17 protein-coding genes and 2 pseudogenes are annotated in these 25,780 nt (G+C 63.9%); 11 read left to right on the top strand and 8 right to left on the bottom strand.

The genetic code is table 11. The annotated features are described in order from the left end of the window. Positions 1–23: 23 nt before the first annotated feature. Positions 24–914 (bottom strand): alpha/beta fold hydrolase, encoded by an 891-nt coding sequence (locus tag ABIE53_RS02725; protein WP_192699986.1) that lies wholly within the window; start codon positions 912–914, stop codon positions 24–26. 287 nt (positions 915–1,201) lie between these two features. Here ABIE53_RS02725 and ABIE53_RS02720 point away from each other — a divergent pair, with 287 nt between their 5' ends. Then, complete coding sequence (locus tag ABIE53_RS02720) at positions 1,202–2,161, top strand: NAD(P)H-dependent flavin oxidoreductase (RefSeq protein WP_006048174.1); 960 nt, start codon at positions 1,202–1,204, stop codon at positions 2,159–2,161. A 17-nt stretch (positions 2,162–2,178) separates the two neighbouring features. Here the strand turns inward: ABIE53_RS02720 and icmF are convergent. From icmF to ABIE53_RS02695, 5 genes and pseudogenes are all read right to left on the bottom strand, one after another. Next, positions 2,179–5,567: pseudogene (gene icmF / locus ABIE53_RS02715) on the bottom strand (fused isobutyryl-CoA mutase/GTPase IcmF). Between the two features lie 66 nt (positions 5,568–5,633). Further along, positions 5,634–6,569 (bottom strand): LysR family transcriptional regulator, encoded by a 936-nt coding sequence (locus tag ABIE53_RS02710; protein ID WP_006048176.1) that lies wholly within the window; start codon positions 6,567–6,569, stop codon positions 5,634–5,636. A 262-nt stretch (positions 6,570–6,831) separates the two neighbouring features. Continuing rightward, complete coding sequence (locus ABIE53_RS02705; protein ID WP_006048177.1) at positions 6,832–7,917, bottom strand: porin; 1,086 nt, start codon at positions 7,915–7,917, stop codon at positions 6,832–6,834. A 587-nt stretch (positions 7,918–8,504) separates the two neighbouring features. Further along, positions 8,505–8,936: a hypothetical protein gene (locus tag ABIE53_RS02700; protein WP_029969549.1), complete on the bottom strand. Its 432-nt coding sequence runs from the start codon at positions 8,934–8,936 to the stop codon at positions 8,505–8,507. Positions 8,937–9,179: 243 nt separating this feature from the next. Next, positions 9,180–9,302: a hypothetical protein gene (locus tag ABIE53_RS02695; RefSeq protein WP_310073918.1), complete on the bottom strand. Its 123-nt coding sequence runs from the start codon at positions 9,300–9,302 to the stop codon at positions 9,180–9,182. A gap of 201 nt (positions 9,303–9,503) precedes the next feature. On the opposite strand from ABIE53_RS02695, the gene ABIE53_RS02690 reads away from it, so the two are divergent. From ABIE53_RS02690 to ABIE53_RS02650, 9 genes and pseudogenes are all read left to right on the top strand, one after another. After that, on the top strand, positions 9,504–10,529 hold the full coding sequence (locus ABIE53_RS02690; protein ID WP_006048180.1) for a bile acid:sodium symporter family protein: 1,026 nt from the start codon (positions 9,504–9,506) through the stop codon (positions 10,527–10,529). Positions 10,530–10,836: 307 nt separating this feature from the next. Further along, positions 10,837–12,689 (top strand): annotated as a pseudogene (locus ABIE53_RS02685) (EAL domain-containing protein). Between the two features lie 220 nt (positions 12,690–12,909). Then, positions 12,910–13,896, top strand: a complete 987-nt coding sequence (locus ABIE53_RS02680) for a LacI family DNA-binding transcriptional regulator (RefSeq protein WP_114155714.1) — start codon at positions 12,910–12,912, stop codon at positions 13,894–13,896. Further along, positions 13,893–15,185: an AGE family epimerase/isomerase gene (locus ABIE53_RS02675; protein WP_006048183.1), complete on the top strand. Its 1,293-nt coding sequence runs from the start codon at positions 13,893–13,895 to the stop codon at positions 15,183–15,185. The genes ABIE53_RS02680 and ABIE53_RS02675 overlap by 4 nt, the downstream gene beginning before the upstream one ends. Continuing rightward, positions 15,182–16,099 carry a carbohydrate kinase family protein gene (locus tag ABIE53_RS02670; protein WP_006048184.1) on the top strand — a complete coding sequence of 306 codons (918 nt, stop codon included), beginning with the start codon at positions 15,182–15,184 and terminating at the stop codon, positions 16,097–16,099. Before ABIE53_RS02675 ends, ABIE53_RS02670 begins: the two co-directional genes overlap by 4 nt. Before the next feature lie 134 nt (positions 16,100–16,233). Next, positions 16,234–16,464 (top strand): hypothetical protein, encoded by a 231-nt coding sequence (locus ABIE53_RS02665; RefSeq protein WP_006048185.1) that lies wholly within the window; start codon positions 16,234–16,236, stop codon positions 16,462–16,464. 65 nt (positions 16,465–16,529) lie between these two features. Continuing rightward, positions 16,530–16,775, top strand: coding sequence for a hypothetical protein (locus ABIE53_RS02660; protein ID WP_006048186.1), 246 nt, complete (start codon positions 16,530–16,532; stop codon positions 16,773–16,775). Positions 16,776–16,913: 138 nt separating this feature from the next. Next, a complete protein-coding gene (locus ABIE53_RS02655; RefSeq protein WP_006048187.1) occupies positions 16,914–17,873 on the top strand; it encodes an ion channel in 960 nt (319 codons plus the stop codon). A 289-nt stretch (positions 17,874–18,162) separates the two neighbouring features. After that, the gene (locus tag ABIE53_RS02650; RefSeq protein ID WP_192699984.1) at positions 18,163–21,750 is read left to right on the top strand and encodes an indolepyruvate ferredoxin oxidoreductase family protein; all 3,588 of its coding nucleotides are present in this window, start codon (positions 18,163–18,165) and stop codon (positions 21,748–21,750) included. An 81-nt stretch (positions 21,751–21,831) separates the two neighbouring features. Here ABIE53_RS02650 and ABIE53_RS02645 read toward each other — a convergent pair whose 3' ends face one another. Together ABIE53_RS02645 and ABIE53_RS02640 are read right to left on the bottom strand one after the other, a co-directional pair. Then, positions 21,832–22,524 carry a copper homeostasis protein CutC gene (locus ABIE53_RS02645; protein WP_029969539.1) on the bottom strand — a complete coding sequence of 231 codons (693 nt, stop codon included), beginning with the start codon at positions 22,522–22,524 and terminating at the stop codon, positions 21,832–21,834. Positions 22,525–22,559: 35 nt separating this feature from the next. After that, positions 22,560–23,837 carry a sensor domain-containing phosphodiesterase gene (locus ABIE53_RS02640; RefSeq protein WP_006048190.1) on the bottom strand — a complete coding sequence of 426 codons (1,278 nt, stop codon included), beginning with the start codon at positions 23,835–23,837 and terminating at the stop codon, positions 22,560–22,562. A 287-nt stretch (positions 23,838–24,124) separates the two neighbouring features. Between ABIE53_RS02640 and ABIE53_RS02635 the strand changes: the two genes are divergently transcribed. Then, positions 24,125–25,774 carry a Na+/H+ antiporter gene (locus ABIE53_RS02635; protein WP_006048192.1) on the top strand — a complete coding sequence of 550 codons (1,650 nt, stop codon included), beginning with the start codon at positions 24,125–24,127 and terminating at the stop codon, positions 25,772–25,774. Positions 25,775–25,780 lie beyond the last annotated feature (6 nt).

Below are 25,780 nucleotides of genomic sequence, written 5' to 3'. Positions count from 1 at the left end.
CGAAGCACAACGGCCTTCGCGCTTTACCGCTCTATCGCTTCAAAGAAGGACAGCATTTCGGCGAGCAATTCGTCCGGCGCCTCTTCCGGCAGATAGTGGCCACACGGCAACGAACGCCCGCTCACGTCGCGCGCCACATGACGCCATTCGGCGAGCGCGTCGAAGCACTTTTCGATGACGCCGTTTTCGCCCCACAGCACACGCAATGGGCAAGCAATCTTATGTCCGCGTTCGATGTCGGCGCGGTCGTGTTCGAGATCGATGCTCGCCGACGCGCGGTAGTCCTCGCACATCGCGTGCACCGCGCCTGGTTGCGCGAGCGCCGCGCGATACGCGTCGAGCGAGGCCGGTTCGAACGGCGCGAGGCCAGCATGACGGCTGCCCATCACCGCATCGACATACGCGGCGGGATTGGCGCCGATCAGCGTCTCCGGCAGCGGCTCGGGCTGGATCAGGAAGAACCAGTGGAAGTAATGCGTGGCGAACGTGCGGTCGGTGGCTTCGTACATCGCTAGCGTCGGCGCGATGTCGAGCAGCATCAGACGCTCGACGGCATCCGCGTGATCGAGCGCCATGCGATGCGCGACGCGCGCGCCGCGATCGTGCGCGCAAACCAGAAAGCGCTCGAAGCCGAAGTGGCGCATCACGGCGATTTGATCGGCGGCCATCGCGCGTTTGGAATACGGCGTGTGCGCCGTGTCGCTCGCCGGCTTGCCCGATGCGCCGTAGCCGCGCAGATCGGTGGCGATGACCGTGAAGTGCTGAGCCAGTCGCTCGGCGCAGCGCGCCCAGATCAGATGCGATTGCGGATGGCCGTGCAGCAGCAGAAGCGGCGGCCCCGCTCCGCCCTTCACTCCAAAGATATCCGCATCGCCCGCGGCGACGCGAAAGGGCGTGAAATTCTCGAAGGCCATGGCCGTGTCTCTTGTCGTTTGGAGTGCGTGCATTGTAAAAGCCCAATGTGTCCGCACGCGGTGGGATAGCCCACGCAAGCATAGAACCTGAACACTCCTTCCAACCGTTCTAAACGATGCGGCGAACGCGGCGCGAGCGCTTCGCCTATAATCGAACGACCGTTCTTAAACGTTCCAGCATCTATGCATGCTGTCGGCTGCAACGCGGCGCGCGCCGCATGCCGCTAAACTCATCAAATAGCCGGGCGCCTCGCGCACACCGGCTCGTCAATCAGGAGACTCGCACTATGGCATTGCCCGCCGTTCTGCAAAATCTGGCGTTGCCTGTCGTCGCCTCGCCGATGTTCATCGTCAGCTATCCCGAGCTCGTGCTGGCGCAGTGCAAGGCCGGCATCGTCGGTTCGTTTCCGGCGCTGAATGCGCGCCCTGCCGAGTTGCTCGACGAATGGCTCACGCAGATTCAGGCGCAACTCGCCGAGCATCGCGCTGCGAATCCCGACGCGCGCATCGGACCGATTGCCGTCAACCAGATCGTTCATCAATCGAATACGCGGCTCGAGCACGACGTGCGCGTATGCGTCGAACACAAGGTGCCGATCTTCATCACGAGCCTGCGCGCGCCGGCGCGAGAAATTGTCGACGCCGTGCACAGCTATGGCGGCATCGTGCTGCATGACGTGATCAATCTGCGTCACGCGCAGAAGGCGCTCGAAGCGGGCGTCGACGGTTTGATCCTGGTGGCGTCGGGCGCGGGCGGTCATGCGGGCACCACGTCGCCGTTTGCGCTGGTCGGCGAAGTGCGGCGCATTTTCGACGGCCCGATCGTGCTGTCCGGCGCGATCGCGAACGGCGGCTCGATCCTCGCCGCGCAAGCGATGGGCGCAGACCTCGCGTACATGGGCACGCGCTTCATCGCGACCAAAGAGGCGCACGCGGTGGAGAGCTACAAGCAGGCTATCGTGAGCTCGTCGGCGTCGGACATCATCTACACGAACCTGTTCACGGGCGTGCATGGTAATTACATTCGCGAGAGCATCGTCAACGCCGGGCTCGATCCAGATGCGCTGCCGGAATCGGACAAGACCAAGATGAACTTTGCCAACGAAAAGGCCAAGGCGTGGAAAGACATCTGGGGCGCGGGCCAGGGCGTCGGCCTGATGGACGACGTGCCGAGCGTGAGCGAACTGGTCGCGCGTTTGTCGAAGGAATACGACGACGCGAAGGCGCGCCTCGGCATCGCGCGCTGACGCCAGGCTTCGCCCGCCTACATGTTCCGCCGATACTGCCCGCCAACCTCGAACAGCGCGTGCGTGATCTGTCCGAGCGAACACACGCGGACCACGTCCATCAGCACCGCAAAGACGTTTTCATCGTCGATCACCGCGCGCTTCAGACGCTCCAGCGCGGCAGGCGCGGCCTCGCGATGCCGCGCCTGAAAATCGCGCAGGCGTTTTAGCTGGCTTTGCTTTTCTTCGTCGGTGGAACGGGCGAGCGCGATGGGCTGCGGCGCCTCATGCGGATGCGCGCTCACGAATGTATTCACACCCACGATCGGATACGAGCCGTCATGCTTGCGATGCTCGTACAGCATCGACTCGTCCTGAATGCGTCCGCGCTGATAACCCGTCTCCATTGCGCCGAGCACGCCGCCGCGCTCGGTGAGCCGGTCGAACTCGGCGAGCACCGCTTCTTCGACGAGATCGGTCAATTCGTCGATCACAAAACTGCCCTGATTCGGGTTCTGATTCTTCGCGAGTCCCCATTCGCGATTGATGATCAACTGAATCGCCACCGCGCGACGCACCGACTCTTCGGTGGGTGTGGTGATGGCTTCGTCGAAGGCATTGGTGTGCAGCGAGTTGCAGTTGTCGTAGATCGCGATCAGCGCTTGCAGCGTGGTACGAATGTCGTTGAAGTCGATCTCCTGCGCATGCAGGCTGCGCCCCGACGTCTGCACGTGATACTTGAGCTTCTGGCTGCGCTCGTTCGCGCCGTAGCGTTCGCGCATCGCGATTGCCCAGATGCGTCGCGCGACGCGGCCGAGCACCGTGTATTCCGGGTCCATGCCGTTCGAAAAGAAGAACGACAGGTTCGGCGCGAAGTCGTCTATCGACATGCCTCGTGCGAGGTACGCCTCGACATAGGTGAAGCCGTTGGCGAGCGTATAGGCGAGTTGCGAGATCGGATTCGCGCCGGCCTCGGCAATGTGATAGCCGGAGATCGACACCGAATAGAAATTGCGCACGCCGTGTTCGACAAAGTACGCCTGAATATCGCCCATCACTTTCAGGCTGAATTCCGTCGAAAAGATGCAGGTGTTCTGGCCTTGGTCTTCTTTGAGGATGTCGGCCTGCACGGTGCCGCGCACATTTTCCAACGCGATGTGGCGCGTCGCGGCGAGTTCGTCGTCGGTGAGTGCGCGGCCTAGTTCGTGTTGCTTGCGCGTGATCTGCTGATAGATCGCGACGTTGAAAAACATCGCGAGGATGGTCGGCGCGGGGCCGTTGATCGTCATCGACACCGACGTTTCCGGCGCGCACAGATCGAAGCCGTCGTAGAGCGCGTGCATGTCGTCGAGCGTCGCGACCGACACGCCCGAATTGCCCACCTTGCCGTAGATGTCCGGCCGTTCGTGCGGCTCTTCGCCGTACAGCGTGACGGAATCGAAAGCAGTGGAAAGACGCTTGGCCGGCATGCCCTCGGACAGCAGCTTGAAACGCCGGCTGGTGCGCGACGGGTCGCCTTCGCCCGCGAACATACGCGTCGGGTCTTCGTTTTCGCGGCGGAACGGGAATACGCCTGCGGCGAACGGGAAGTAGCCGGGCAGGTTCTCGAGCATGAGCCAGCGCAAAATCTCGCCGTGATCGACGAACTTCGGCAGCGCAACTTTGCGGATCGGCGTGCCGGACAAGGTGGTGACCGTGAGCGCCGTGCGGATCTCGCGGTCGCGAATGCGGATGACGTGTTCGTCGCCGGAATACGCGGCGACGGTTTGCGGCCAGGCGTCGAGTAGCTTGCGTTCGTGTTCGCCTAGTGCGGCTGTACGTTGCTCGATTAGTGCGTCGAGTTGGGCTGTGGGTGCGTTGGCGTTTGTGTCGTTGTTTGTGTCGTTGTCATTCGTGTCGGCTTCGCCGAGCATTCGGCGCGCTTCGATGAGTTGCCAGCGTTCACGCGCGATGCGCGCCTGCGCATCGGCGCGCTCGCGATAAACGTGAACGGTCTGCGCGATTTCCGCGAGATAGCGCACGCGCGCCGGCGGGACGATTGCATGACGGCCGCTCGAAAACCGCAGGTCGGCTCGCGCGGCAAGACGTCCGCCGCCGTCCGCGCGCAGGCCATGCTTGTGCAACGCGTTCGCGAGATGCACGTAGAGCGCGGTCACGCGCCGTCGTCGTTGAAACGCGAAGCGATCGTGCCGAACACCGGCATCGCGTCGGGCGGCTTCACGAACTCGCCGCGATTGCGCTGCACCTGCTTCGCGACATCGCGAAGCGCATCGGCAGCACCCTTGCGGTCGAACTTGTTGATCGCGACGAAGTCGGCGAAATCGAGCATGTCGATTTTTTCGAGCTGGCTCGCCGCGCCGAACTCAGGCGTCATCACGTACAGCGATTCGTCGACGAACGGCACGATGGCGGCGTCGCCCTGACCGATACCCGACGTCTCGACGACGATCAGATCGAAGCCCGCTGCCTTGCAGAGCATCAGCGCGTCGGGCAGCGCGTTCGAGATTTCGCTCGACGCCTCGCGCGTCGCCATCGAGCGCATGTAGATACGTGCACCGCCGCGCGCGCCGCCGTCCCAATCGCCGATCGCGTTCATGCGGATGCGGTCGCCAAGCAGCGCGCCGCCCGACTTGCGGCGCGATGGGTCGATGGCGAGCACGGCAATGGTGAGCGCGTCGCCGTAATCTAGGCGGAAGCGGCGGATCAGTTCATCCGTCAGCGACGATTTACCCGCGCCGCCCGTGCCGGTGATGCCCAGCACGGGAATCTGCGCGGCTTGCGCCAGGGTCGCGATTTTGCTGCGCTCGGCGGCGGTGACGGCGCCGGTTTCGAATGCGCTGATGAGTTGGGCGAGGTGGCGGAACGCGATGGTGGTGGGGTGTTCGGTGCGTCCAGCCGTCAAACCGTCGATCCATTCGCCGACTGCGCCGGCTGTGCCCCTCGGCACCGCGGCGCTCTCGCGCGCAAGCGCTGCGCACCGCCCAATCATGTCGTCGATCATGCCTTGCAGGCCAAGCCGCTGGCCGTCGTGCGGCGAATAGATTTTTTCGACGCCGTATCGTTCCAGCGCGACGATTTCCTCGGGGACGATCACGCCGCCTCCGCCGCCGAACACCTTGATGCGCTCGCCGCCGCGCGCGCGCAGCAGATCGACGAGATAGCGGAAGTATTCGTTGTGGCCGCCCTGGTAGCTCGACACCGCGACGCCGTCGGCGTCTTCCTGAAGCGCGGCGGTCGCGACTTCATCGACGGAACGGTTGTGGCCCAGGTGGATGACCTCCACGCCGCTTGCTTGCAGAATGCGCCGCATGATGTTGATCGACGCGTCGTGGCCGTCGAACAAGGCTGCGGCAGTGACGAAACGCAAGCGCCGGCCGGCGGGCAGCTCGTGGCTGGCGGCGCGCTGCGGCGAGGACAGATCGGTCATGTCTCCCCCAATCGTTACGCTGTTTGCGTGTGCGGGTGCTGGCAACCAGTATAGCGAAAGGGGGCGCTACCTCACCGCCATCGCCTTGATCTGCTCAAGCGACGGCCACAGCGATTCGTTCGCGAAGCGGTCAGCCAGAAAATCCACGAACGACCGCACCTTCGCCGACAAATGGCGACGGCTTGCGTAGACGACATGGATCGGCAGCTCGCGCGGCGGCACTTCATCGACGAGCAGCGGCACGAGACGCCCTTCCGCCAGATCGGCGCCGATCACCTCGGTGCCGAGCAGCGCGATGCCCGCGCCATGCAGCACCATCACGCGTTGCGCCTCGAGATGGTTGACGATCAGATTGCCGGACAAGCGCACGCGCGCCGCCTCGCCCGTGGTTTGCATGACATCGAGCGCCGACACGCCCGCGTACTGCAGATAGTTGTGGCGCGCGAGATCGGCGGCTGTTTTGGGCGTGCCGCGCCGGCGCAAGTAATCGGGCGACGCGCACAGCAGCAGATGCGCCATCGCGATCGGCCGGGCAATCAGCGACGACGACTTCATGCCGCTCGGCGAAGCGCGAATCGCAACGTCGAAGCCCTCGTCGATCAGCTCGACCACGCGGTCGGACAACGTGATGTCGACGGTGACCTGCGGATACTGCGCGGCGTAGTCGGCGACGGCGGCCATCACGTGGCTGAGCCCGAACGCCGACAACGACGACACGCGCAAGCGCCCTTGCGGCACCACGCTCGCCGCGCCGACCACCTGCTCGGCTTCCTCTAGTTCGGTGAGCACCTGACTCAGACGCTCGTAGTATTCGCGGCCCGCCTCGGTCGGCGCGACGCGGCGCGTCGTGCGATTGAGCAAGCGCGCGCCGAGCTGCTGTTCGAGATGCATCACATGCTTGCTCGCCATCGCCGCCGACATTTCCATCCGCTCAGCCGCGCCGACGAAGCTGCCCACCTCGACCACTTGCCGGAACACTTTCATGCTGACGAGGGTGTCCATCGAATCGCTCGCTCAAGGAATTAATCGGCGTCATTTTGCATGGTTTATCAAGAACCGGTGGGGAAAGGCCGCGTGCGAGCAATGCCGAATGACTAAAACGACGAAAGCCCGCGTTCGGTGAGAACGCGGGCTTTGTGGTTACTGCGAGCCTGGCTGCGACTTCGACTGCGGCTGCGACTTCGACTGCAACGTTAACTGCGCCGAACATCGCTTGGCGCGCAGCGACACAAGCGAGCCGCCGCGCCCCGCGTTTCAGCCGCGCCTAGAACTTCGCGCGCAAGCCGACGCCGTACGTGTTGCCGCTCGACTGATTGCTGATGTGGTCGTACAGATAAGCCGCATAAACGTCGGTGCGCTTGGACAGCGGATAGTCGTAGCCGACCGCGGCCGTCTGACGGGTCTGGTCGAAGCCGCCGCCATCGCGCGAGTACGCGTACGACGCCATCACCGTGCCCGGCCCGAACGGCACTGACACGCCGCCTTGCGCCGTGTTCACATGCCAGCTCGTCAGCGTCTGGTCGTTATGCGTGTACATGTACTGACCGAACAGCTTCACGTACTTCAGGTCGTACGACAGGCCGAGTTGCGCGACGCTTTGCGCCTTCAGGCCCGGCACGCCCGACGAATCGAAGCTGCCCAGATCACCCGGCGTGTTGTTGAAGTTCACGTACTGATAGACGGCGGTCGCGGCGAACGGGCCGTGGAAATACAGCACCTGGCCGCTCCACTTCTTCGCGCCGTTCTGCGTCGTGTTGCCGAGCGCGTACATCGCGCTTGCCGACAGTCCGTTGAAATTCGGCGATTGGTACTGCACCGCATTATTCCAGCCGGAGTCGCCGGTCACGCCCTGGTCCGTCGAGTACGTCGGGAACGTGCCGAGCCCGAGATAGACGTGGTAGACCATCGGCGAGAAAACGTACGAGTCGATGAACGGGTTGAACAGAATCGTCGACACGAACAAATGGGTGGTCAGACGGCCGGCCGTGACCGTGCCGTACGGCGATTCGATACCGACGTAGGCGTTGCGCGAGAACGTGCTGTCGCCGGTGAAGCGGCCGTACTGGCCGTTTTGCGCGCGGAAAAATCCTTCGAGTGTGAAGATCGCCTTGTAGCCGTTGCCCAGGTCCTCAGCCCCTTTGAAACCCCAGTACGAGGTCGACATGCCGCCGCCGGACACGCCCACTGCGGTCTTGCCGCCGGGGAATTTCTGCGCGCCGACCCATTCGTCGACCTGGCCATAAAGCTGCACGCTCGATTGCGCGAAAGCAGACGATGCGCCGGCCAGCAAAGCGGCACATGCGGTCGCCTTGAGGGTGGTCTTCAGCGCACGGCTGATGTTTGTTTTCATGGATTCTCCAGTCTTTGTCAAAAAGGGTGTGGCTGTGCGAAAGGGCAAGCTCGCGCGAACCATTGTTGTTGTCCGTCCGATCATCGAGCCAATCTGGGCGGGACCATCTTTGCGGACCATTTTTATAAACAAAAACATGGCTCGTTATTGCCGGTATATCGGTCTGATTAGGTTCGTCGTTTATCGGCCGGTTAAAGACCGTTGTGCAAGCCGTTTCGCGGTGCCGCGGCAGACGCAATGAATCGCGCCAGGCAGCGCTCGCGGCACGCCAGCCGGTTAATAACGCTTCACATGACATCCCGATGACGCAGCGCCGCATAACCGCCCCGATTTGACGACGGGAGACGGTCTGCTGCCGAGTGTTTTCAAAAAAGTGTGGCGTCGAAACGTCAACTAGAGCGGAGGCGTTTCAATGCTTGTGACAAGAGAATTGAGATGTAATGCGGATGCGAAGCGGATTGAAAGGCGGAGTTGCTTGTGAAATGCGCGGGATACGTCGTGGAGCAACGGACGTTGTATGCGTATGCGACGTGCGCGTGTAAACGCCTCGGGCCAAACCGGCTGCAAGCGGCCAACGTCAGCGCAAGTTAGTTACGGTAGGGCGAAGCTTCGGGCGGGCGGCTGTCGTCGCCCTGGCGCTGGATCGAGCGGATGGAGCTGCGTTCTTCGTTATATCGCGCGACGTCGGCGCGGATCGAGCCCGAGCGAACCGGCGGGTTGGACTGCGGCCGCTGTCCGGGACGCGATTCGGCGCTGACGGGCGTGATCACGCCGGGGTACGGTATGCCGCCGCGGCCTTCGCCGGGATAAGAGCCCGGTCCGGCGACACGGCGAATATTGGAGACAGGCGCGCCCGAGCGGTGGAAGGCGCCGCCCACGTCGCGGTTGACGTAATTGCCGTGACCGTAGCTGTCGACGGCGAAACCGGCAACGCCCGGCCCTTTGGCGTAGGCGAACGAGCACAGCGCGACAACAAGCGCGCCCCACAGCCAGTGCTTCGTTCTCGACAACCCGTCCACCCGTGACTCACTTGCCCGAAGACTTGCCTGAAGCCCACCGTTCGAGCTGCGGCGGACTTGTTGAGGGACTGGCGCGGGCGCCGCGGAAAAGCTCGCGGCGCGGGGCATTCCCGACGGCCTTTGAACGGTAATTTATGGTCGTCGGCAGAGGGTGTCGAGCCAAAAAGTGTTAGGCCTCGCCCGCTGTTGTAACACCTTGTTACTGCGACGTTTTTCTACGACATAACCCTTGCGGAAACCGCCTTATGGCGGTTCCGGATCGCGCTCCTGGCATTCGCGGAACGCGTAGCGGAAACGGGTGGCAAGGGTCTGTTGTGCGCGCATGATGTCGGGACCGACAAAGCCAAAACCGTGCGCCTCGCGCATGCACAACCGCCTGCGAATTCACGGCCAACCGTGGACAGCACGCAGCTCCGAATGCGCATCACTCATCAATAGATTCGGCAAATGAATTTGCGTTTTCAATCGCTTTCGCGGGAGAATACTGGTTTTCCCTGGCGCTGATCCGCGGCGCTTCGCGCACGCCCCTTGCGTGCAGTCCCGCATTACCGATTTCGAGAATCCGACATGGCCCGCCCGAAACTGCTTCCCGACAACTTCACCTTGTGCCTCGTCGGCACCGTGATATTCGCCAGCCTGTTGCCGGTTCACGGGCAGGCCGCCGTCGGGTTCGACTGGGTCACGAACGTCGCGGTCGGCCTGCTGTTCTTCCTACACGGCGCGAAGCTTTCGCGGGAAGCGATTGTTGCGGGCGCCACGCACTGGCGTCTGCATATAGTCGTACTGCTCAGCACGTTCGCGCTGTTTCCGCTGCTCGGCCTCGCGCTTAAACCGCTCCTTTCGCCACTTGTCACGCCGGCGCTCTATGCCGGGGTCCTCTTCCTCTGCACGTTGCCGTCGACGGTTCAGTCCTCTATCGCGTTCACGTCCATTGCCAAAGGCAACGTGCCGGCCGCCGTTTGCAGCGCGTCGGCCTCGAGTCTGCTCGGCATCTTCGTCACGCCAGCGCTCGTCAGCGTCCTCGTTACGAATCAGGCGGCGGGCGGTAGCTCCCCGTGGCACACCGTCGGCAATATCGTGCTGCAATTGCTGGTGCCGTTCGTGGCGGGCCAACTGCTGCGCCCGCTGATCGGCAAGTGGATCGAGCGGCATCGCAGCGTGCTCAAGTTCGTCGACCAGGGCTCGATTCTGCTGGTGGTGTACGGCGCGTTCAGCGAGTCCGTTACCGAGGGCCTGTGGCACCAGATTCCGCTCTCCGCCCTCGGCGGCGTGCTGCTCATCAGTGTCGTGCTGCTCGCGCTCGCGCTGGGCGTCACCATTCTCGTGAGCAAGCGGCTCGGCTTTTCGCGCGCGGACCAGATCACCATCATCTTTTGCGGCTCGAAGAAAAGCCTGGCCGCCGGCGTGCCGATGGCGAAGGTCATCTTCGCCTCGCAGGCCGTGGGCGCAGTCGTTCTCCCGCTCATGCTGTTCCATCAGATCCAGTTGATGGTGTGCGCCGCGCTCGCGCAGCGCTGGGGCGCCCGCGACATGAGCGGCGAAACGCGCGCCGCCTCGCGCGGGCAAACTGCCGCCGCCGTGGCTCGTCGTTGAACTCGCCGCTGAGTTCGCCGCTGAGTTCGCCGGTAAGCTCGCCGTTGAATACGCGCGCAATGCAAATAGAACATTCATAAGCGCCCTCCCTGAGCGTCGTTTTTCGAAAAGCCGCCTTGCGCGGCTTTTTGCTATTTCACGCGCAAACGCCGCGGTTGTCGCCTCGGCCGGATGGCATAGGCCGATTCCGCAAAATTCCTGGGACGACGCTCGCGCACCACTCAAGTGCAACGCTTCATCAAAAGTTCACTTAATTCTTCGCATGGGCGGTCGTTAAGCCGCAGGTCCATCGCTACGCCGACCTGCCATGCAACTTCGCTCGCCCTCCCGATCCGCCGCGCCGCGCATCGATGAACTGATTGCCCGGCGTGAGCTGTCCGCCGTGTTCCAGCCGATCATCGACTTCGAGGACGGCGCGATTCTCGGCTACGAAGGCCTGATCCGCGGCCCGGCCGGCACGCCGCTCGAAGCGCCGTTCGCGCTCTTTTCGCAGGCGCTCGCCGAAGGCTGCACGATCGAGCTCGAGCAGGCCGCCGCGCGCGCGTGCATCGACGCGTTCGCGCAGCTCGGTCGCGACGGCAAGCTGTTCCTCAACTTCAGCGCGGGCGCGCTGCGGCGCCTGGCCGACGCGCCCGACGAAACGCTCGCGCTGTTGCGCCACCGCGGCGTGGACCCGCAGCGCATCGTGATCGAGTTGACGGAGCAAAGCACGATTCCCGACGTCGGCGCCTTTCTGCCCGTGATCGCCTGCCTGCGCACGGCGGGCGCGCAATTCGCGCTCGACGATTACGGCACCGCGAACGCCAGCATGAATCTGTGGGTGCGGCTGCAACCGGACGTCGTGAAGATCGACCGCTTCTTCATTCACGACATCGCCTGCGATCCGCTGAAATTCGAAGCTGTTCGCGCGATGCAGCACTTTGCGAGCGCGAGCGGCGCGCGGCTCGTCGCCGAAGGCATCGAGAACGAAGCGGATCTGATCGTCGTGCGCGATATGGGAATCGGCTGCGGGCAAGGCTTTTTCTTCGGCCGTCCGCATGCGCAGCCGGCCAGCAAGGTCACCGACGACGCCCGCGACGCGCTGCGCGCCGGCCACATCGCCGTGTTTCCCGAAGCGACGCGCACGCTCGGCGGCGCATCGCCATCGGGCGGCATGGCGTCGGAAAAGATGCTCGTGCACGCGCCCGCGCTGCCGCGCCACGCGACCAACAACGACGTGCTCGAACTCTTCAACCGGCTGCCCGAACTGCACGCGGTGGCCGTCGTCGAACACGACGAGCCGGTCGCGCTGATCAACCGCCGCAGCTTCATGGACCGCTACGCGCTGCCCTATCACCGCGAACTGTTCGGCAAGCGGCCGTGCCTGCTGTTCGCGAATGCGTCGCCGGTCGTGATCGAAAAATCGATGACGGTCGAGCAAATGGCCAAGCTGCTCGCGAGCGACGACCAGCGTTATCTCGCCGATGGCTTCGTCATCACCGAAAACGGCAAGTACGCGGGGCTCGGCACCGGCGAAAACCTCGTGCGCGCGGTCACCGAAGTGCGCATCGAAGCGGCGCGCTACGCGAACCCGCTGACTTTCCTCCCGGCAACATTCCGATCAGTTCGCACATTGCGCGGCTCGTCGGCAACCACGCGGGTTTCTACGCGTGCTATGTGGACCTGAACCACTTCAAGCCCTTCAACGATCAATACGGCTACTGGCAAGGCGACGAAGTGCTGAAGTTCGCCGCCGCCGTGCTCGCCGACGTCTGCGACCCGACGCGCGACTTTCTCGGCCACGTCGGCGGCGACGACTTCCTGATCCTGTTCCAGAGCGACGACTGGCGCGGGCGCGTGCTGCGCGCGATTCACGCATTCAACGAAGGCGCGCAGCGTTTCTATGCGCCCGCGGACCGTCTGGCCGGGGGCATCCACGGCGAGGACAGGCGCGGCAATCCGACCTTCTTCGGCTTCGTGACGATGGCGATTGGCTGCGTGCGCGTCGAGCCGGATTCCGCCGACGGCGTGTCGCTCTACAACAGCGAGGCAATCGCCACGGTCGCGGCGCTGGCCAAGCGGCGCGCGAAGATGGAAGCGAGCGGCTTCGTGCTGATCGACGCCGAGGAAAGCGTGGCGTTGTTACGCGGACAATCGGAAGCCGCGCTGCACGCAGACTGACGGACTGATAGCGCTCATAGAGGCGAGAGCGCCGCCGAACGCTTTTCCCCGGGCGTGTTTAGCTAGTTTTACTAAACACCAAAAACTCACAAATAGCCCGTACATGCGGGTATTTACGGGTGTGGTCAGCGCTTTTTTCAGGCTGTTTCGGCTACGTTTTACTATACAATCGCCCGGACCCAAACACCGCGCGGCCGCCTTTGCACGGCCGCCTGCTTCGATGGCGATAACCATTCGCGACGTCGCGCGCGCGGCCAGCGTGTCGATCGGCACCGTATCGCGCGCACTGAAAAACCAGCCAGGGCTTTCCGAGGCCACCCGCGTGCGCGTGGTCAAGGCCGCGCGCGAACTCGGCTACGACGCCGCGCAACTGCGTCCGCGTATTCGCCGCCTGACCTTCCTGCTGCATCGGCAGCACAACAACTTCGCCGTCAGCCCGTTCTTCTCGCACGTTCTGCATGGTGTCGAAGACGCGTGCCGCGAGCGCGGCATCGTGCCGTCCGTGCTGACTGCCGGACCGACCGAAGACGTGATTGAGCAGATGCGTCTGCATGCGCCGGACGCCGTCGCGATCGCCGGCTTCGTCGAGCCCGAGACGCTTGCCACGCTCGTCGCGATGCAGCGGCCGCTCGTGCTGATCGACCTGTGGGCGCCCGGCCTGCGCTCGGTCAATCTCGACAACGCCGCGGGCGCCGCGCTCGCCATGCGCCATCTGTTCGAACAGGGGCGCAAGCGCGTCGCGTTCATCGGCGGATCGCTTGCGCACTTCAGCATCGCGCAGCGCGCGCTCGGCTACCGGCGCGCGTTTTTCGAAGCGGGGCTGCTGTTCGACCCGTCGCTGGAAGTGACGATCGACGCCGGCCTCGACCCCGACAGCGGCGCGGCCCGCGCGATGCAGCAACTGCTCGATGCGCCCGATCCGCGTCCGGACGCGGTATTCGCCTACAACGACGCCGCCGCGCTCGCGGCGCTGCGCGCCTGCTTCGCGCGCGGCGTGCGCGTGCCGGAGGACATCGCGGTGATCGGCTTCGACGACATTCCCGCCGCCGCGCATGCCACGCCGCCGCTCTCCACTATCTCCGTCGACAAGGAAGCGCTCGGCCGGCGCGGCGTCGAATTGCTGCTGGAAGACGCGCCCGCCGAAACGGAAGTCCGCTTGCCCGTCCATCTCATCGCCCGTGCCAGTACTTTGGTGAAAACGCCATGACGCAATCCGCCACGCCTCATTCCGCGAACGGCCCTGCCGTGCCGCCCGTCGCCAGTTTCAGAAGCCGCGAGTTTCTGCTCTCGCATATCGAGGACACGCTGCGCTTTTACGCGCCGAACGTGCTCGATCCGAGCGGCGGCTTCTTCCACTTTTTCCGCGACGACGGTTCCGTCTACGACAAAACCACGCGGCACCTGGTGAGCAGTTGCCGCTACGTGTTCAACTACGCGATGGCGTATCGCCAGTTTGGCGACCCGAAGCATCTGGAATACGCGCGCCACGGTCTGCGCTTTCTGCACGACGCCCATTGGGACGCGCAGCACGAAGGCTACGACTGGGAGATCGAGTGGCGCGACGGCAAAAAGCGCACGCTCGACGCCACGCGTCATTGCTACGGCCTGGCCTTCGTGCTGCTCGCGTATTCGCATGCGGCCATGGCCGGCATCGAGGAAGCCAAGCCGATGATCGGCGCGACCTTCGAACTGATGGAGCACCGCTTCTGGGACGCCGCCGCGGGTCTCTATGCCGACGAAGCATCGCCCGAATGGCGCGTGAGTTCCTATCGCGGGCAAAACGCGAACATGCACACCACCGAGGCTTTGCTGACCGCACACGAAGCGACCGGTCATCTCGTCTATCTGGATCGCGCCGAGCGCGTCGCGTCGAACATCACGCTGCGTCAGGCGAAACTCTCGCAGGGTCTCGTGTGGGAGCACTTTCATGCGGACTGGTCGGTGGACTGGCACTACAACGAGGAAGACAGCTCGAACATTTTTCGTCCGTGGGGCTTTCAGCCGGGTCATCAAACCGAATGGGCGAAGCTGCTGCTGATTCTCGAGCGCTACCGTCCGTTGCCGTGGCTCTTGCCGCGCGCAATCGAACTGTTCGACGCCGCGATGACGCACGCATGGGACGAAGACCACGGCGGCCTCTACTACGGCTTCGGCCCCGACGGCACCGTCTGCGATCACGACAAATACTTCTGGGTCCAGGCGGAGACCTTCGCGACCGCCGCGCTGCTCGGCAAGCGCACGGGCAACGAGCGCTTCTGGGACTGGTACGACGAGATCTGGCGCTATAGCTGGACGCACTTCGTCGATCACAAATACGGCGCCTGGTATCGCATACTCACCTGCGACAACCGCAAATACAGCGACGAAAAGAGCCCGGCCGGCAAGACCGACTATCACACGATGGGCGCGTGCTACGAGGTGCTCGCGCACGCGCTGCCCGACGGCGCGGCAACGGCCGGAGCCACTGCAACCGCTCAAACGGAGCAGGCAAAATGACGAACGCGGACACAAACCATGAACTGCCGGTTTTCGTTTCGGCAGGCGACATCCTTACCGACCTCGTGCGCACGGGCGCCTCGCAATGGCTGTCGCGTCCGGGCGGCGCCGGCTGGAACGTGGCGCGCTGCGTGGCGCAGCTCGGCTTGCCGACCGCGTGCGCGGGCTCGCTAGGCGTCGACAATTTCTCCGACGAGCTGTGGGACGCGAGCGTCGCCGCCGGCCTCGACATGCGCTTCATGCAGCGCGTCGAGCGCCCGCCTTTGCTCGCGATCGTTCATCGCACGCATCCGCCCGCCTACTTCTTCATGGGCGAAAACGGCGCCGATCTCGCGTTCGATCCCGCGCACCTGCCGGCCGGCTGGATGGAGCGCGTGAAGTGGGCGCACTTCGGCTGCATCAGTCTCGTGCGTCAACCGCTTGGCGATACGCTCGCGGCATTGGCCGCCGAGTTGCGCTCGCGCGGCGTGAAGATCAGCTTCGATCCGAACTACCGCAACCTGATGGAGCATGGCTACGAACCCACGCTGCGCAAAATGGCCGCGCTCGCCGATCTCATCAAGGTCTCCGACGAAGACCTGCGCCTGCTCTTCAAGACCGACGACGAAGCGCAAGCTCTCAGCCAGTTGCGTTCGATGAACCCGAGCGCCACGGTCCTCGTCACGCGCGGGCCGGAAACGGCGCTGCTGATCGACGGCGCGATGACGGTCGAAGCGCGGCCGCCGCGCGTCGAGGTGGTGGATACGGTCGGCGCGGGCGACGCGTCGATCGGCGGCTTGCTGTTCAGCCTGATGACCGCTTCGCAACGCGCGTGGCCCGAGCATCTGGCGTTCGCGCTGGCGGCGGGCGCGGCGGCGTGCCGGCATGCGGGCGCGCATGCGCCGTCGCTGGATGAAGTCGTCGCGCTGTTGTAACGCGGGTGGTTTATGTTGGCGTTGCGCTGTCGTTGCGCGCGGCCTGCGCCCTGCGGCACGTCGCCGCTTCTGCCGATGCGCGATGGCCGTGCTAGCATGAAAACACGGCAACCTTTGGAACGAGGAGCGACGCCATGGAGGACATCACCTACACCAAAGGCATCTACACGGCCACTGCGTCGGTAAGAGAACTCGATCGGGACACCTGGCAAGGCGTAGTCACACTCGCGCGCGACGAAGGCGAAGCGAGCGAGGACCAGGAAACCACCGTCTACGAAGTCGAGGCTACGTCGTCCACGCCAGGCGAGGCACTGGAAGAAGCGAAGGCGCTCGCTCATCGCATACTCGGGGAAATCGAACTCTAGGCAGGCCGGCGCCGCGCTCGTGCACCTCGCGCCGCGCCGCCTGAACGCAATGGTTGGAGGCGATCATGGCTGAACAGCTGTTCCTCTACGGCGTGTACTCGATTCACGTGCGCCCGATCGAACTCAGCGGCGCGCGCTGGGACGCCGAGTACGAAATCCGGCATCGCGAGAAAGCGGTCAAGCCGTGGACGACCGTCGGCGGCGACAACGGTTATGGCGACTCCGCCGAGGCGATCGCGGCCGCGCATCAGCAAGCGGTCGAGGACATCGAACACGGCGCGGGCATTCCGAAGCCGCGGGCGTTTCCATAAAGCGGCATTAAGGCTTGCGAGTGCGAAGCGCGGCGCGGCGTGCGGCTTTCGGGCGCGCCGCGCTTCGCACTCGCAAGCCGCGTTCGGCGAGCCAGGCGCCGTGCTACGCTTGCGCCGTTTTCATTCCTCGAGCACGCGATGGCTACCGAACCGACCGACCGTTTTCCCGGCATCGGCGACGCTGAAGAGCGCGCGCGAAAACGCCGCTTGCGCGGCAGCCGCGAACTGCGTATCGAGGATCAGGTGGTCGTCGCGCACGGCATGCCGATGCGGTTCTGGCAGGATCTCTATCACCGCGCGCTAACGGTTCGCTGGCCGACGTTTTTCGTCTCGCTCGCGGTGCTGTTCATGCTGCTCAACACGAGCTTCGCCGCGCTCTACATGCTCGGCGACGCACCGATTGCCAACCTGTATCCAACGGGCTTCGGCGGCGCGTTTTTCTTCAGTGTCGAAACGCTCGCCACCGTCGGTTATGGCGACATGCATCCGCAAACGGTCTACGCGCACTGGATCGCCACGCTCGAAATCTTCGTCGGCATGTCGAGCATTGCGTTGGCAACGGGGCTGATATTCGCGCGCTTCTCTCGCCCGCACGCGAAGATCATGTTCGCGCGCTACGCGGTCATCCGGCCGCTCGACGGCCACATGACGCTGATCGTGCGCTCGGCCAACGGACGTCAGAACGTGATCGCCGAAGCGCATGCGCGGCTGCGCATTCTGCGGCGTGAAACCACGGCCGAAGGCTACACATTGCGGCGGCTTCATGACCTGACGCTCGTGCGCGATCAACATCCGGTGTTCAAGCTCGGCTGGAGTCTGATGCATGTGATCGACGAAGAGAGTCCGCTGTTTGGCGAAACCGCCGAAACGTTGAAGGCGCGCGACACCTCGCTGCTGCTGACGCTCGAAGGCGTCGACGAATCGACGTCGCAAACCATGCAGGCGCGCCATATGTGGTCGTGCGACGAGATCTTCTGGCATCACCGTTTCGTCGACATCATGAGCGAGCAGGACGGCGTGAGCCATATCGACTACTCGCATTTCGACGAGATCGTGCCGCTCGACGAAGCGCCTGTCGCGGCAAGCGTGCGGCCGTAAGCGGCGATAAACGGCCAAAGCAGCAACACGCGAAGCGCGGGCGACAATCGCCCGATATAACCCGGCGAAGCACCCAGGGCATACCCGAAGCCATCCTTCGCGTGGCATATCCATCTCAAAACCGCGTCAAAACGCGGCGCTCTTCGCGCGCATTCGCGTGCATGCGCGGAAAGTAGAAAAAATCCACTCTGATTGGCGCTAAAAAATAGAGTCTCTTTCGCTGCGCGGGCTTCGTGGTTCCCACCGGTCCCCATCGCGCGCGCGAATGCAAAATTACGGAGACTCACCCATGACCGCTCGCCTGCCCATCGACGGCACGCCCGCTCTCGCCGACTACAAGCTGTCCGACAATCTCACCGCGACCCGCGGCCGCATCTTTCTGACCGGCACGCAGGCGCTCGTGCGCCTCGCGTTGATGCAGCGCGCGCTCGACAAGGCGTGCGGCATGAACACCGCGGGCTTCATCAGCGGCTATCGCGGCTCGCCGCTCGGCATGGTCGATCAGCAATTGTGGAAGGCGAAGAAACTGCTCGAAGCGAGCGACGTGCGCTTTCTGCCCGCGATCAACGAAGAACTCGGCGGCACCGCCGTGCTCGGCACGCAGCGCGTGGAAGCGGACCCGGAACGCACGGTCGAAGGCGTGTTCGCGATGTGGTACGGCAAGGGCCCAGGCGTCGACCGCGCGGGCGACGCGCTCAAGCACGGCAACGCGTACGGCTCGTCGCCGCATGGCGGCGTGCTGGTCGTGGCTGGCGACGATCACGGCTGCGTGTCGTCGTCGATGCCGCATCAAAGCGATTTCGCGATGATGGCGTGGCACATGCCGGTCGTGAATCCGTCGAACATCGCCGACATGCTCGAGTTCGGGCTGTACGGCTGGGCGCTGTCGCGCTTCTCGGGCGCGTGGGTCGGCTACAAGGCGATCTCCGAAACCGTCGAATCGGGCTCGACCGTCGATCTCGATGCGCTGCGAACCGACTGGACCGTCCCGCACGATTTCGAAGTGCCGGCAGGCGGCCTGCATAACCGCTGGCCCGACTTGCCGAGCCTCACCATCGAATCGCGGATGCACGCGAAACTCGACGCGGTGCGCCATTTCGCCAGGACCAACAGCATCGACAAATGGATCGCGCCGAGTCCGCATGCGAACGTTGGCATCGTCACGTGCGGCAAGGCGCATCTCGACCTGATGGAGACGTTGCGCCGCCTCGATCTGACCGTCGCCGATCTGGACGCGGCCGGCGTGCGCATCTACAAGGTCGGCTTGTCGTTTCCGCTGGAAATGACGCGCATCGATACGTTCGTCGACGGTCTTTCCGAAGTGCTCGTGATCGAGGAGAAAGGCCCGGTCATCGAGCAGCAGATCAAAGACTATCTGTACAACCGCACGCAAGGCGCGCGGCCGGCCGTGATCGGCAAGCATGCGGAAGACGGCAGCATGCTGCTGTCGTCGCTCGGTGAATTACGGCCTTCGCGCATTCTGCCGGTGTTCGCGAACTGGCTCGCGAAGCACAAGCCCGCGCTTGATCGCCGCGAGCGCGTGGTCGATCTCGTCGCGCCGCAAATTCTTTCGAACGCCGCCGACAGCGTGAAGCGCACGCCGTATTTCTGCTCGGGCTGCCCGCACAATACATCGACGAAAGTGCCTGAAGGTTCGATTGCGCAGGCGGGCATCGGCTGTCACTTCATGGCTTCGTGGATGGAGCGCGACACCACCGGTCTCATTCAGATGGGCGGCGAAGGCGTGGACTGGGCATCGCATTCGATGTTCACGAAAACGCGCCACGTGTTCCAGAATCTCGGCGACGGCACGTACTTTCATTCGGGCATTCTCGCGATCCGCCAGGCCGTCGCGGCGAAGGCCACGATCACGTACAAGATTCTCTATAACGACGCGGTCGCGATGACGGGCGGCCAGCCGGTCGACGGCAGCATTTCCGTGCCGCAGATCGCGCGTCAGGTGGAAGCCGAAGGCGTATCGCGCTTCGTCGTGGTCAGCGACGAGCCCGAAAAATACGACGGCCATCATGATCTTTTCCCGAAGGGCACGACGTTCCATCACCGCAGCGAAATGGATGCCGTGCAACGCGAACTGCGCGACACCGACGGCGTGACCGTGCTGATCTACGACCAGACCTGCGCCGCCGAAAAACGGCGTCGCCGGAAAAAAGGCGAATTCCCCGATCCGGACAAGCGGCTCTTTATCAACGAGGAAGTGTGCGAGGGTTGCGGCGATTGCGGCGTGCAGTCGAACTGTTTGTCGGTGGAGCCCGTTGAAACCGCGTTGGGACGCAAGCGCCGCATCGATCAATCGTCGTGTAATAAAGATTATTCGTGCGTGAACGGCTTCTGTCCGAGCTTCGTGACCGTGGAAGGCGGCAAGCTGAAGAAAGCCGCGGGCGTCGCGTTCGATCCGCAAGCGCTGACCGAACGCGTGAACGCATTGCGGCTGCCCGCCACGCAGCTCGATGCCGCGCCGTACGACATTCTCGTGACGGGCGTCGGCGGTACGGGCGTCGTGACGGTCGGCGCATTGATCAGCATGGCTGCGCATCTGGAAGGCAAGAGCGCGTCGGTCCTCGACTTCATGGGCTTCGCGCAAAAGGGCGGCTCCGTATTGTCGTTCGTGCGTTTCGCGGCGCGCGACGAATGGCTGAACCAGGTGCGCATCGACACGCAGCAGGCCGACGTGCTGCTCGCCTGCGACATGGTGGTGGGCGCAAGCGCCGACGCATTGCAAACGGTACGTCATGGGCGCACGCGCATCGTCGTCAACACGCATGCAATTCCAAACGCGACCTTCGTCACGAACCCGGACGCGACGCTGCACGCCGACGCGCTGATCGACAAGATGCGTCATGCGGCCGGAGCCGAACGCATGTCCGCCTGCGACGCGCAGGCGCTCGCCACACGTTTTCTCGGCGACACGATCGGCGCGAACATTCTGATGCTCGGCTTCGCGTGGCAACTCGGCCTCGTGCCCGTGTCGTTCGGCGCGTTGATGCGTGCGATTGAGTTGAACAACGTCGCGGTGCAGATGAATCAACTCGCGTTTTCGATCGGCCGTCTTGCCGCCGACGATCCCGCCGCGCTCGAATCGCTGTGGCAGGCGCGGCATGCCGCGAAGCAAACGGTGCGCGTCGATACGCTCGATGAACTGATCGCGCATCGCGAAGGCCGTCTGCAGACTTATGGCGGCGCGAGCTACGTGACGCGTTATCGCGCGCTGGTCGACGCCGCGCGTCGCGCCGAACATGCGGTAGATGCAAGCAGCGAACGCGTGACGCGTGCAGTGGCTACGACGTTTTATCGCTTGCTCGCGGTGAAGGACGAATACGAAGTCGCGCGCCTGCACACCGACGCCGCGTTCCGCGAAGCACTCGAAGCGCAATTCGAAGGCGTCGCGGGCAAGGACTTCGGCATCAAGTTCAATCTCGCGCCGCCGACGCTCACGCGCCCGCATGACGGCGCGCATCCGACGAAGAAAACCTTCGGTCAATGGATGTGGCCGGTTCTCGGCGTACTCGCAAAAGTGCGTGGACTGCGCGGCACGATGCTCGATCCGTTTGGCCGCACGCTCGAACGCAAGATGGAACGCGAACTCGCCGACGACTACGAAACCACGTTACAGCGCGCGCTTGCCAAGCTCGACGCAGGCAATCTCGAAGACGTCGCGAAGCTCGCCGATCTGCATGCTCGCGTGCGCGGTTATGGTCATGTGAAGGTCGCGAATCTCGCAGGCGTGAAGCGTGGCGAACGTGAACTCGCGGCGCGCTTGCAGATTGAAGCGGCGACGGGAGCGTCGGTGAAGAAATCGCTGGAGGATGTTAAAGGCGCGGGGCAGTTGCGCGGCATTCCGGTTGTGGTCGGGAAGTAGTACGCGTTGTAGAAACCGGCGCAACGCTTGCTGCTGCGCAAACGATGAAGCCGCTTCATGTGTCGACATGAAGCGGCTTTTTTATGCGTTCAGCAATGCCCTGACTCGCGCAACTTTGTCGATGTCGATCGGCGCAAGTCCGTTGCCGCCCACACGCACACCAGAGCCGAAGTGCACCGCTTGCACTTGCGTCCGGCTCACGAAGCCGGCGACTGCATCGACTGTCAGACCCGCGCCCGCGAGCACCGTGCAATGCGATCCCGCCGCCTGGCGCACAAGCGCGCGAATCGTCGCCTCGGCATTCAGTACGGAAGGCTGTGCGCCTGACGTCAGCACGTTCGTCACCGCATCGAAACCGAGCAGCACGTCCAGCGCTTTTCGCTGATCGCGCACTTCATCGAACGCGCGATGGAAGGTGACGGCAAGGCCATCGGCGGCGTCGATTGCGCGCGCCAGTTGTTCGCGATCGATCTCGCCGTCAACGTTCAACATGCCGATCACCACGCCGTTCGCGCCCGCCGCTTTCACGGCGCGCACGTCATGCAGCATCAGCGCATGATCGTCGGCGTCGTAGACAAACGAGCGGCTGTGAGGACGCACGATCACGTTGACGGGAATGGAGACCGCGTTCACCACGGCTTCGATCAGACCGATGCTCGGCGTGAGCCCGCCCTCGCCCATCGCGGTGACGAGTTCGAGACGGTCAGCGCCCGCCTGCGCGGCGAGCCGCGCGTCGGCAACGGTAGTGGCAATGACTTCGAGCAGAACGGACATGAGCGCAACCGGGTGTCGTTGAAAACGACATGATGTCAGAAGCGCTCTTCGTCCACCCAGTCGATATCTCCGCACAGCACGCAGATTTGTCCGCCAACCTGCGTGGCCACCGACAACGTCACGCACGGCAACGCCTCGTTGATCGACAGATACGGACGCGTGACATGCACGCGCTCAGGTGCATTGATCGCATCGCGAAAGTACGGACGACGCAGCCAGTTCGCACCTTGTGCGTCGGCGAGCGGCAAGAAGCGCGTTTCATGCGCCGCGCGGTCGGCGCGCAGCACGACGTTGCGGCCCGCTTGCCGCCCTTTCGCGTCGAGCAGAAAGCAGCGCGCGGCGTGATCGAGCGCGAGAAAATTCCAGCACACTTCTTCCAGCGGCTCGCCGGCCGCAAGCCGCTCGGCCGCGCGTTCGAAGGCGCGCAGATACGGCGCGAGGCGAGTCGCATTGCGGCGCTCGCCCGCTTCAGTCTGGTCGCGATAACGCTCGGTGAGTTCGCCGATGCAACTGGCCGCATGCGTCGCGTCGGCCGCGCCAGGATTCGGGCGTCCAAAGAAAAAGCCTTGCACGAAGTCGGCGTTGCAGGCGAGCGCCATCTGCGCTTCGTGCTCGGTTTCCACGCCTTCGATCAGCACGAGCTTGCCCGCTTCGTGCAACAGCGCGACGAGGCCCGGCAGGATCGTCGCCATGTCGGCGCGATGCGCGGCGTGCGACAGCATGATGCGGTCGAGCTTCACGATGTCCGGGTTGAGTTGCCAGATGCGCTCGACGTTCGAGTGTCCCGCGCCGAAGTCGTCGAGTGCGATCAGAAAGCCGCGCTCGCGGAATTGACGCACGGCATCCGCGAGACGCTCGAGGTCTTCCGCGCGCTGCTCGAGCACCTCGAGCACGATGCGCCGCGGCGGCAAATCGAGGCGCTTGAGCGTGGCCAGCAATGCAGCGGACAGATACGGATCGGTCAACGCGCCGGGATGCACGTTGAGAAAAAGCCACTCGCGTTCGGCGCCGAGCACCTTGAAGTTTTCCAGATGCAGCGTCTGCGCGAGCCGGTCGAGTTGCAACACGTCGCCGACGCGCGCCGCCTCGCCGAACACGTCGAGCGGCGACACCGGCCGGTCGAGCATATCGTGCGCGCGCAATAGCCCTTCATAGCCGACAGCCCGCATGTGCGACAGACTGAAGATGGGTTGAAACACGCTCGTGAGCGTCAGCTCGCCGTGCTGCACCGAAAATCGTTCGAGGCCCGATGTCACTTCGACGTCGAAGCCATGAGGCGCGGCGGCCGTTCTTTCCTGTTGCGCAATCGTCATGCAATCCTCTCACGCGAGAGCCGGGCCGGTCAGAACGCGGATGCGAACAACCCACGGCGCCATTGCTCCAAAATGTGCGTCATCGATATGGCTTAAGCAAGCTCCATGCGCACGCTTGCGCACATAGCGATGTAACTCGCGTGAAAGATTGCACCGACGGTATGGCGCGTGCGCCACCAGAGGGCGAGCGCGCACCGTTAAGGTGCGATGGACGTGCGTGTGCGCGCCCTGGCTCCGATGCGCCGATCCGTCGGATAATCCCCGTTGTCTTTTTATGCCCTGTACCGATGGATATCGTCTTCACCGTATTGATTCTTCTGCTTGCCGTGGCCGCCTCCGGTGTCGTGACCCGCTTGCTGCCCTTGCCGTTGCCGCTCGTGCAGATCGCGATGGGCGCGATGCTCGCATGGCCGAAGCTCGGGCTGCATGTCACGTTCGACCCTGAAATCTTCATGATGCTGTTCATTCCGCCGCTGCTGTTCGCCGACGGATGGCGCATCCCGAAGCGCGAATTTTTCATGGCGCGCCGCTCGATCCTGATGCTCGCGCTCGGCCTCGTGTTCATGACGGTGCTGGCCATCGGCTACTTCGTGCACGCGCTGGTGCCGTCGATGCCGCTGCCGGTCGCGTTCGCACTCGCCGCGGTCCTCTCGCCGACCGATGCCGTCGCGCTCTCGGGTATCGCCGGCAAAGGCAAGGTGCCGGGCAGGCTGATGCATATTCTCGAAGGCGAAGCGTTGATGAACGACGCGTCCGGCCTCGTCGCGCTCAAGTTCGCGATCGCCGCTGCGTTGACCGGCGTGTTTTCATTGCGCGATGCGTCGATCAGTTTCGTGATCATCGCCGTCGGCGGTCTCGCGACGGGCGCGGCGGTGAGCTGGCTGTTCAGCTTCGTGTCCGTGCGCTTTCTCAATCTGACGGAAGAAGGCGACCCGGCGCCCGGCGTCGTGATGACGCTGCTGATTCCGTTCGCCGCCTACCTGATCGCCGAACGTTTCGAGCTCTCAGGCATTCTCGCGGCGGTCGCCGCCGGCATGATGATGAACTACACGACGCTCGCCACGTCGGGATCGGTCTCGTCGCGCCTGCGCGCAAACAATACGTGGATGATGATCGAGTTCGTCTTCAACGGCATGGTGTTCATTCTGCTGGGGCTGCAGTTCCCGCACATTCTCGGCCGCGCATTGCTCGACGCGCATCAGACGAGCGACGCGCAAGTGGGACGCCTGATCGGCTACATCGCGGTCGTCGCTGTCGCGCTGTATGCGTTGCGCTTTACGTGGGTGTGGCTGCTGCGCTGGTTCTCGAGCCGCGGCGCAGCGCGGCATGGCCTCGTGAACGCGGTGCCGGGGCTGCGCACCGTGGCGGTTACGACAGTTGCCGGCGTGCGCGGGGCGGTGACGCTTGCCGGCGTGTTGTCGTTGCCCGAGACATTGCCTGGCGGCGCAGCGTTGCCTGGGCGCGACCTCGCGATCTTTATCGCGTCGGGTGTGATTCTCGTGTCTCTCGTCGTCGGCGTGATTGCGTTGCCGTTGCTCCTGCGCGGATGGCGCCGCGGCAAGGACCCGCACGCCGCGGAAGAAGCGCTTGCGCGCACGATGGCGGCGCAAGCGGCGATCCGCGCCGTCGACGATCTGCATGACAAGGAGTGCGCGAATCTCGATGAATCGGCCTCGGCCTATGCCGCCGACGTGACCGCGCGCGTCATGGACATTTATCGCCGCAGGCTGACGGCACTCGCCGGAGATCAGGAACCGCGCGACATGGCGCGGCGCGCGGACGCATTGGAATTTCGCATGAAGCTCTCGGCAATGCGTGCCGAGCGCCAGGTATTGCTCAGCTTGCGCAGCAATCAGACGATCAACGACGAGACGTTCAACAAGCTCATGCACGAAGTGGATTTGTCGGAGACGGCGCTGACCGCGCGCTGGAAGTAACGTCGT

The organism is Paraburkholderia sp. OAS925 (assembly GCF_040543975.1).
Lineage (GTDB): Bacteria > Pseudomonadota > Gammaproteobacteria > Burkholderiales > Burkholderiaceae > Paraburkholderia > Paraburkholderia graminis.
Note: the sequence above shows the minus strand (reverse complement) of the source record. Positions and strands in the feature narration are given on the sequence as shown.

Excerpts from the sequence above, each read along its gene's own strand:
- ABIE53_RS02725 (WP_192699986.1), bottom strand. The coding sequence starts at position 914 with ATGGCCTTCGAGAATTTCACGCCCTTTCGCGTCGCCGCGGGCGATGCG.
- ABIE53_RS02720 (WP_006048174.1), top strand. The coding sequence starts at position 1,202 with ATGGCATTGCCCGCCGTTCTGCAAAATCTGGCGTTGCCTGTCGTCGCC.
- ABIE53_RS02710 (WP_006048176.1), bottom strand. The coding sequence starts at position 6,569 with ATGGACACCCTCGTCAGCATGAAAGTGTTCCGGCAAGTGGTCGAGGTG.
- ABIE53_RS02705 (WP_006048177.1), bottom strand. The coding sequence starts at position 7,917 with ATGAAAACAAACATCAGCCGTGCGCTGAAGACCACCCTCAAGGCGACC.
- ABIE53_RS02695 (WP_310073918.1), bottom strand. The coding sequence starts at position 9,302 with ATGCGCGAGGCGCACGGTTTTGGCTTTGTCGGTCCCGACATCATGCGC.
- ABIE53_RS02690 (WP_006048180.1), top strand. The coding sequence starts at position 9,504 with ATGGCCCGCCCGAAACTGCTTCCCGACAACTTCACCTTGTGCCTCGTC.
- ABIE53_RS02680 (WP_114155714.1), top strand. The coding sequence starts at position 12,910 with ATGGCGATAACCATTCGCGACGTCGCGCGCGCGGCCAGCGTGTCGATC.
- ABIE53_RS02675 (WP_006048183.1), top strand. The coding sequence starts at position 13,893 with ATGACGCAATCCGCCACGCCTCATTCCGCGAACGGCCCTGCCGTGCCG.
- ABIE53_RS02670 (WP_006048184.1), top strand. The coding sequence starts at position 15,182 with ATGACGAACGCGGACACAAACCATGAACTGCCGGTTTTCGTTTCGGCA.
- ABIE53_RS02665 (WP_006048185.1), top strand. The coding sequence starts at position 16,234 with ATGGAGGACATCACCTACACCAAAGGCATCTACACGGCCACTGCGTCG.
- ABIE53_RS02660 (WP_006048186.1), top strand. The coding sequence starts at position 16,530 with ATGGCTGAACAGCTGTTCCTCTACGGCGTGTACTCGATTCACGTGCGC.
- ABIE53_RS02655 (WP_006048187.1), top strand. The coding sequence starts at position 16,914 with ATGGCTACCGAACCGACCGACCGTTTTCCCGGCATCGGCGACGCTGAA.
- ABIE53_RS02650 (WP_192699984.1), top strand. The coding sequence starts at position 18,163 with ATGACCGCTCGCCTGCCCATCGACGGCACGCCCGCTCTCGCCGACTAC.
- ABIE53_RS02645 (WP_029969539.1), bottom strand. The coding sequence starts at position 22,524 with ATGTCCGTTCTGCTCGAAGTCATTGCCACTACCGTTGCCGACGCGCGG.
- ABIE53_RS02640 (WP_006048190.1), bottom strand. The coding sequence starts at position 23,837 with ATGACGATTGCGCAACAGGAAAGAACGGCCGCCGCGCCTCATGGCTTC.
- ABIE53_RS02635 (WP_006048192.1), top strand. The coding sequence starts at position 24,125 with ATGGATATCGTCTTCACCGTATTGATTCTTCTGCTTGCCGTGGCCGCC.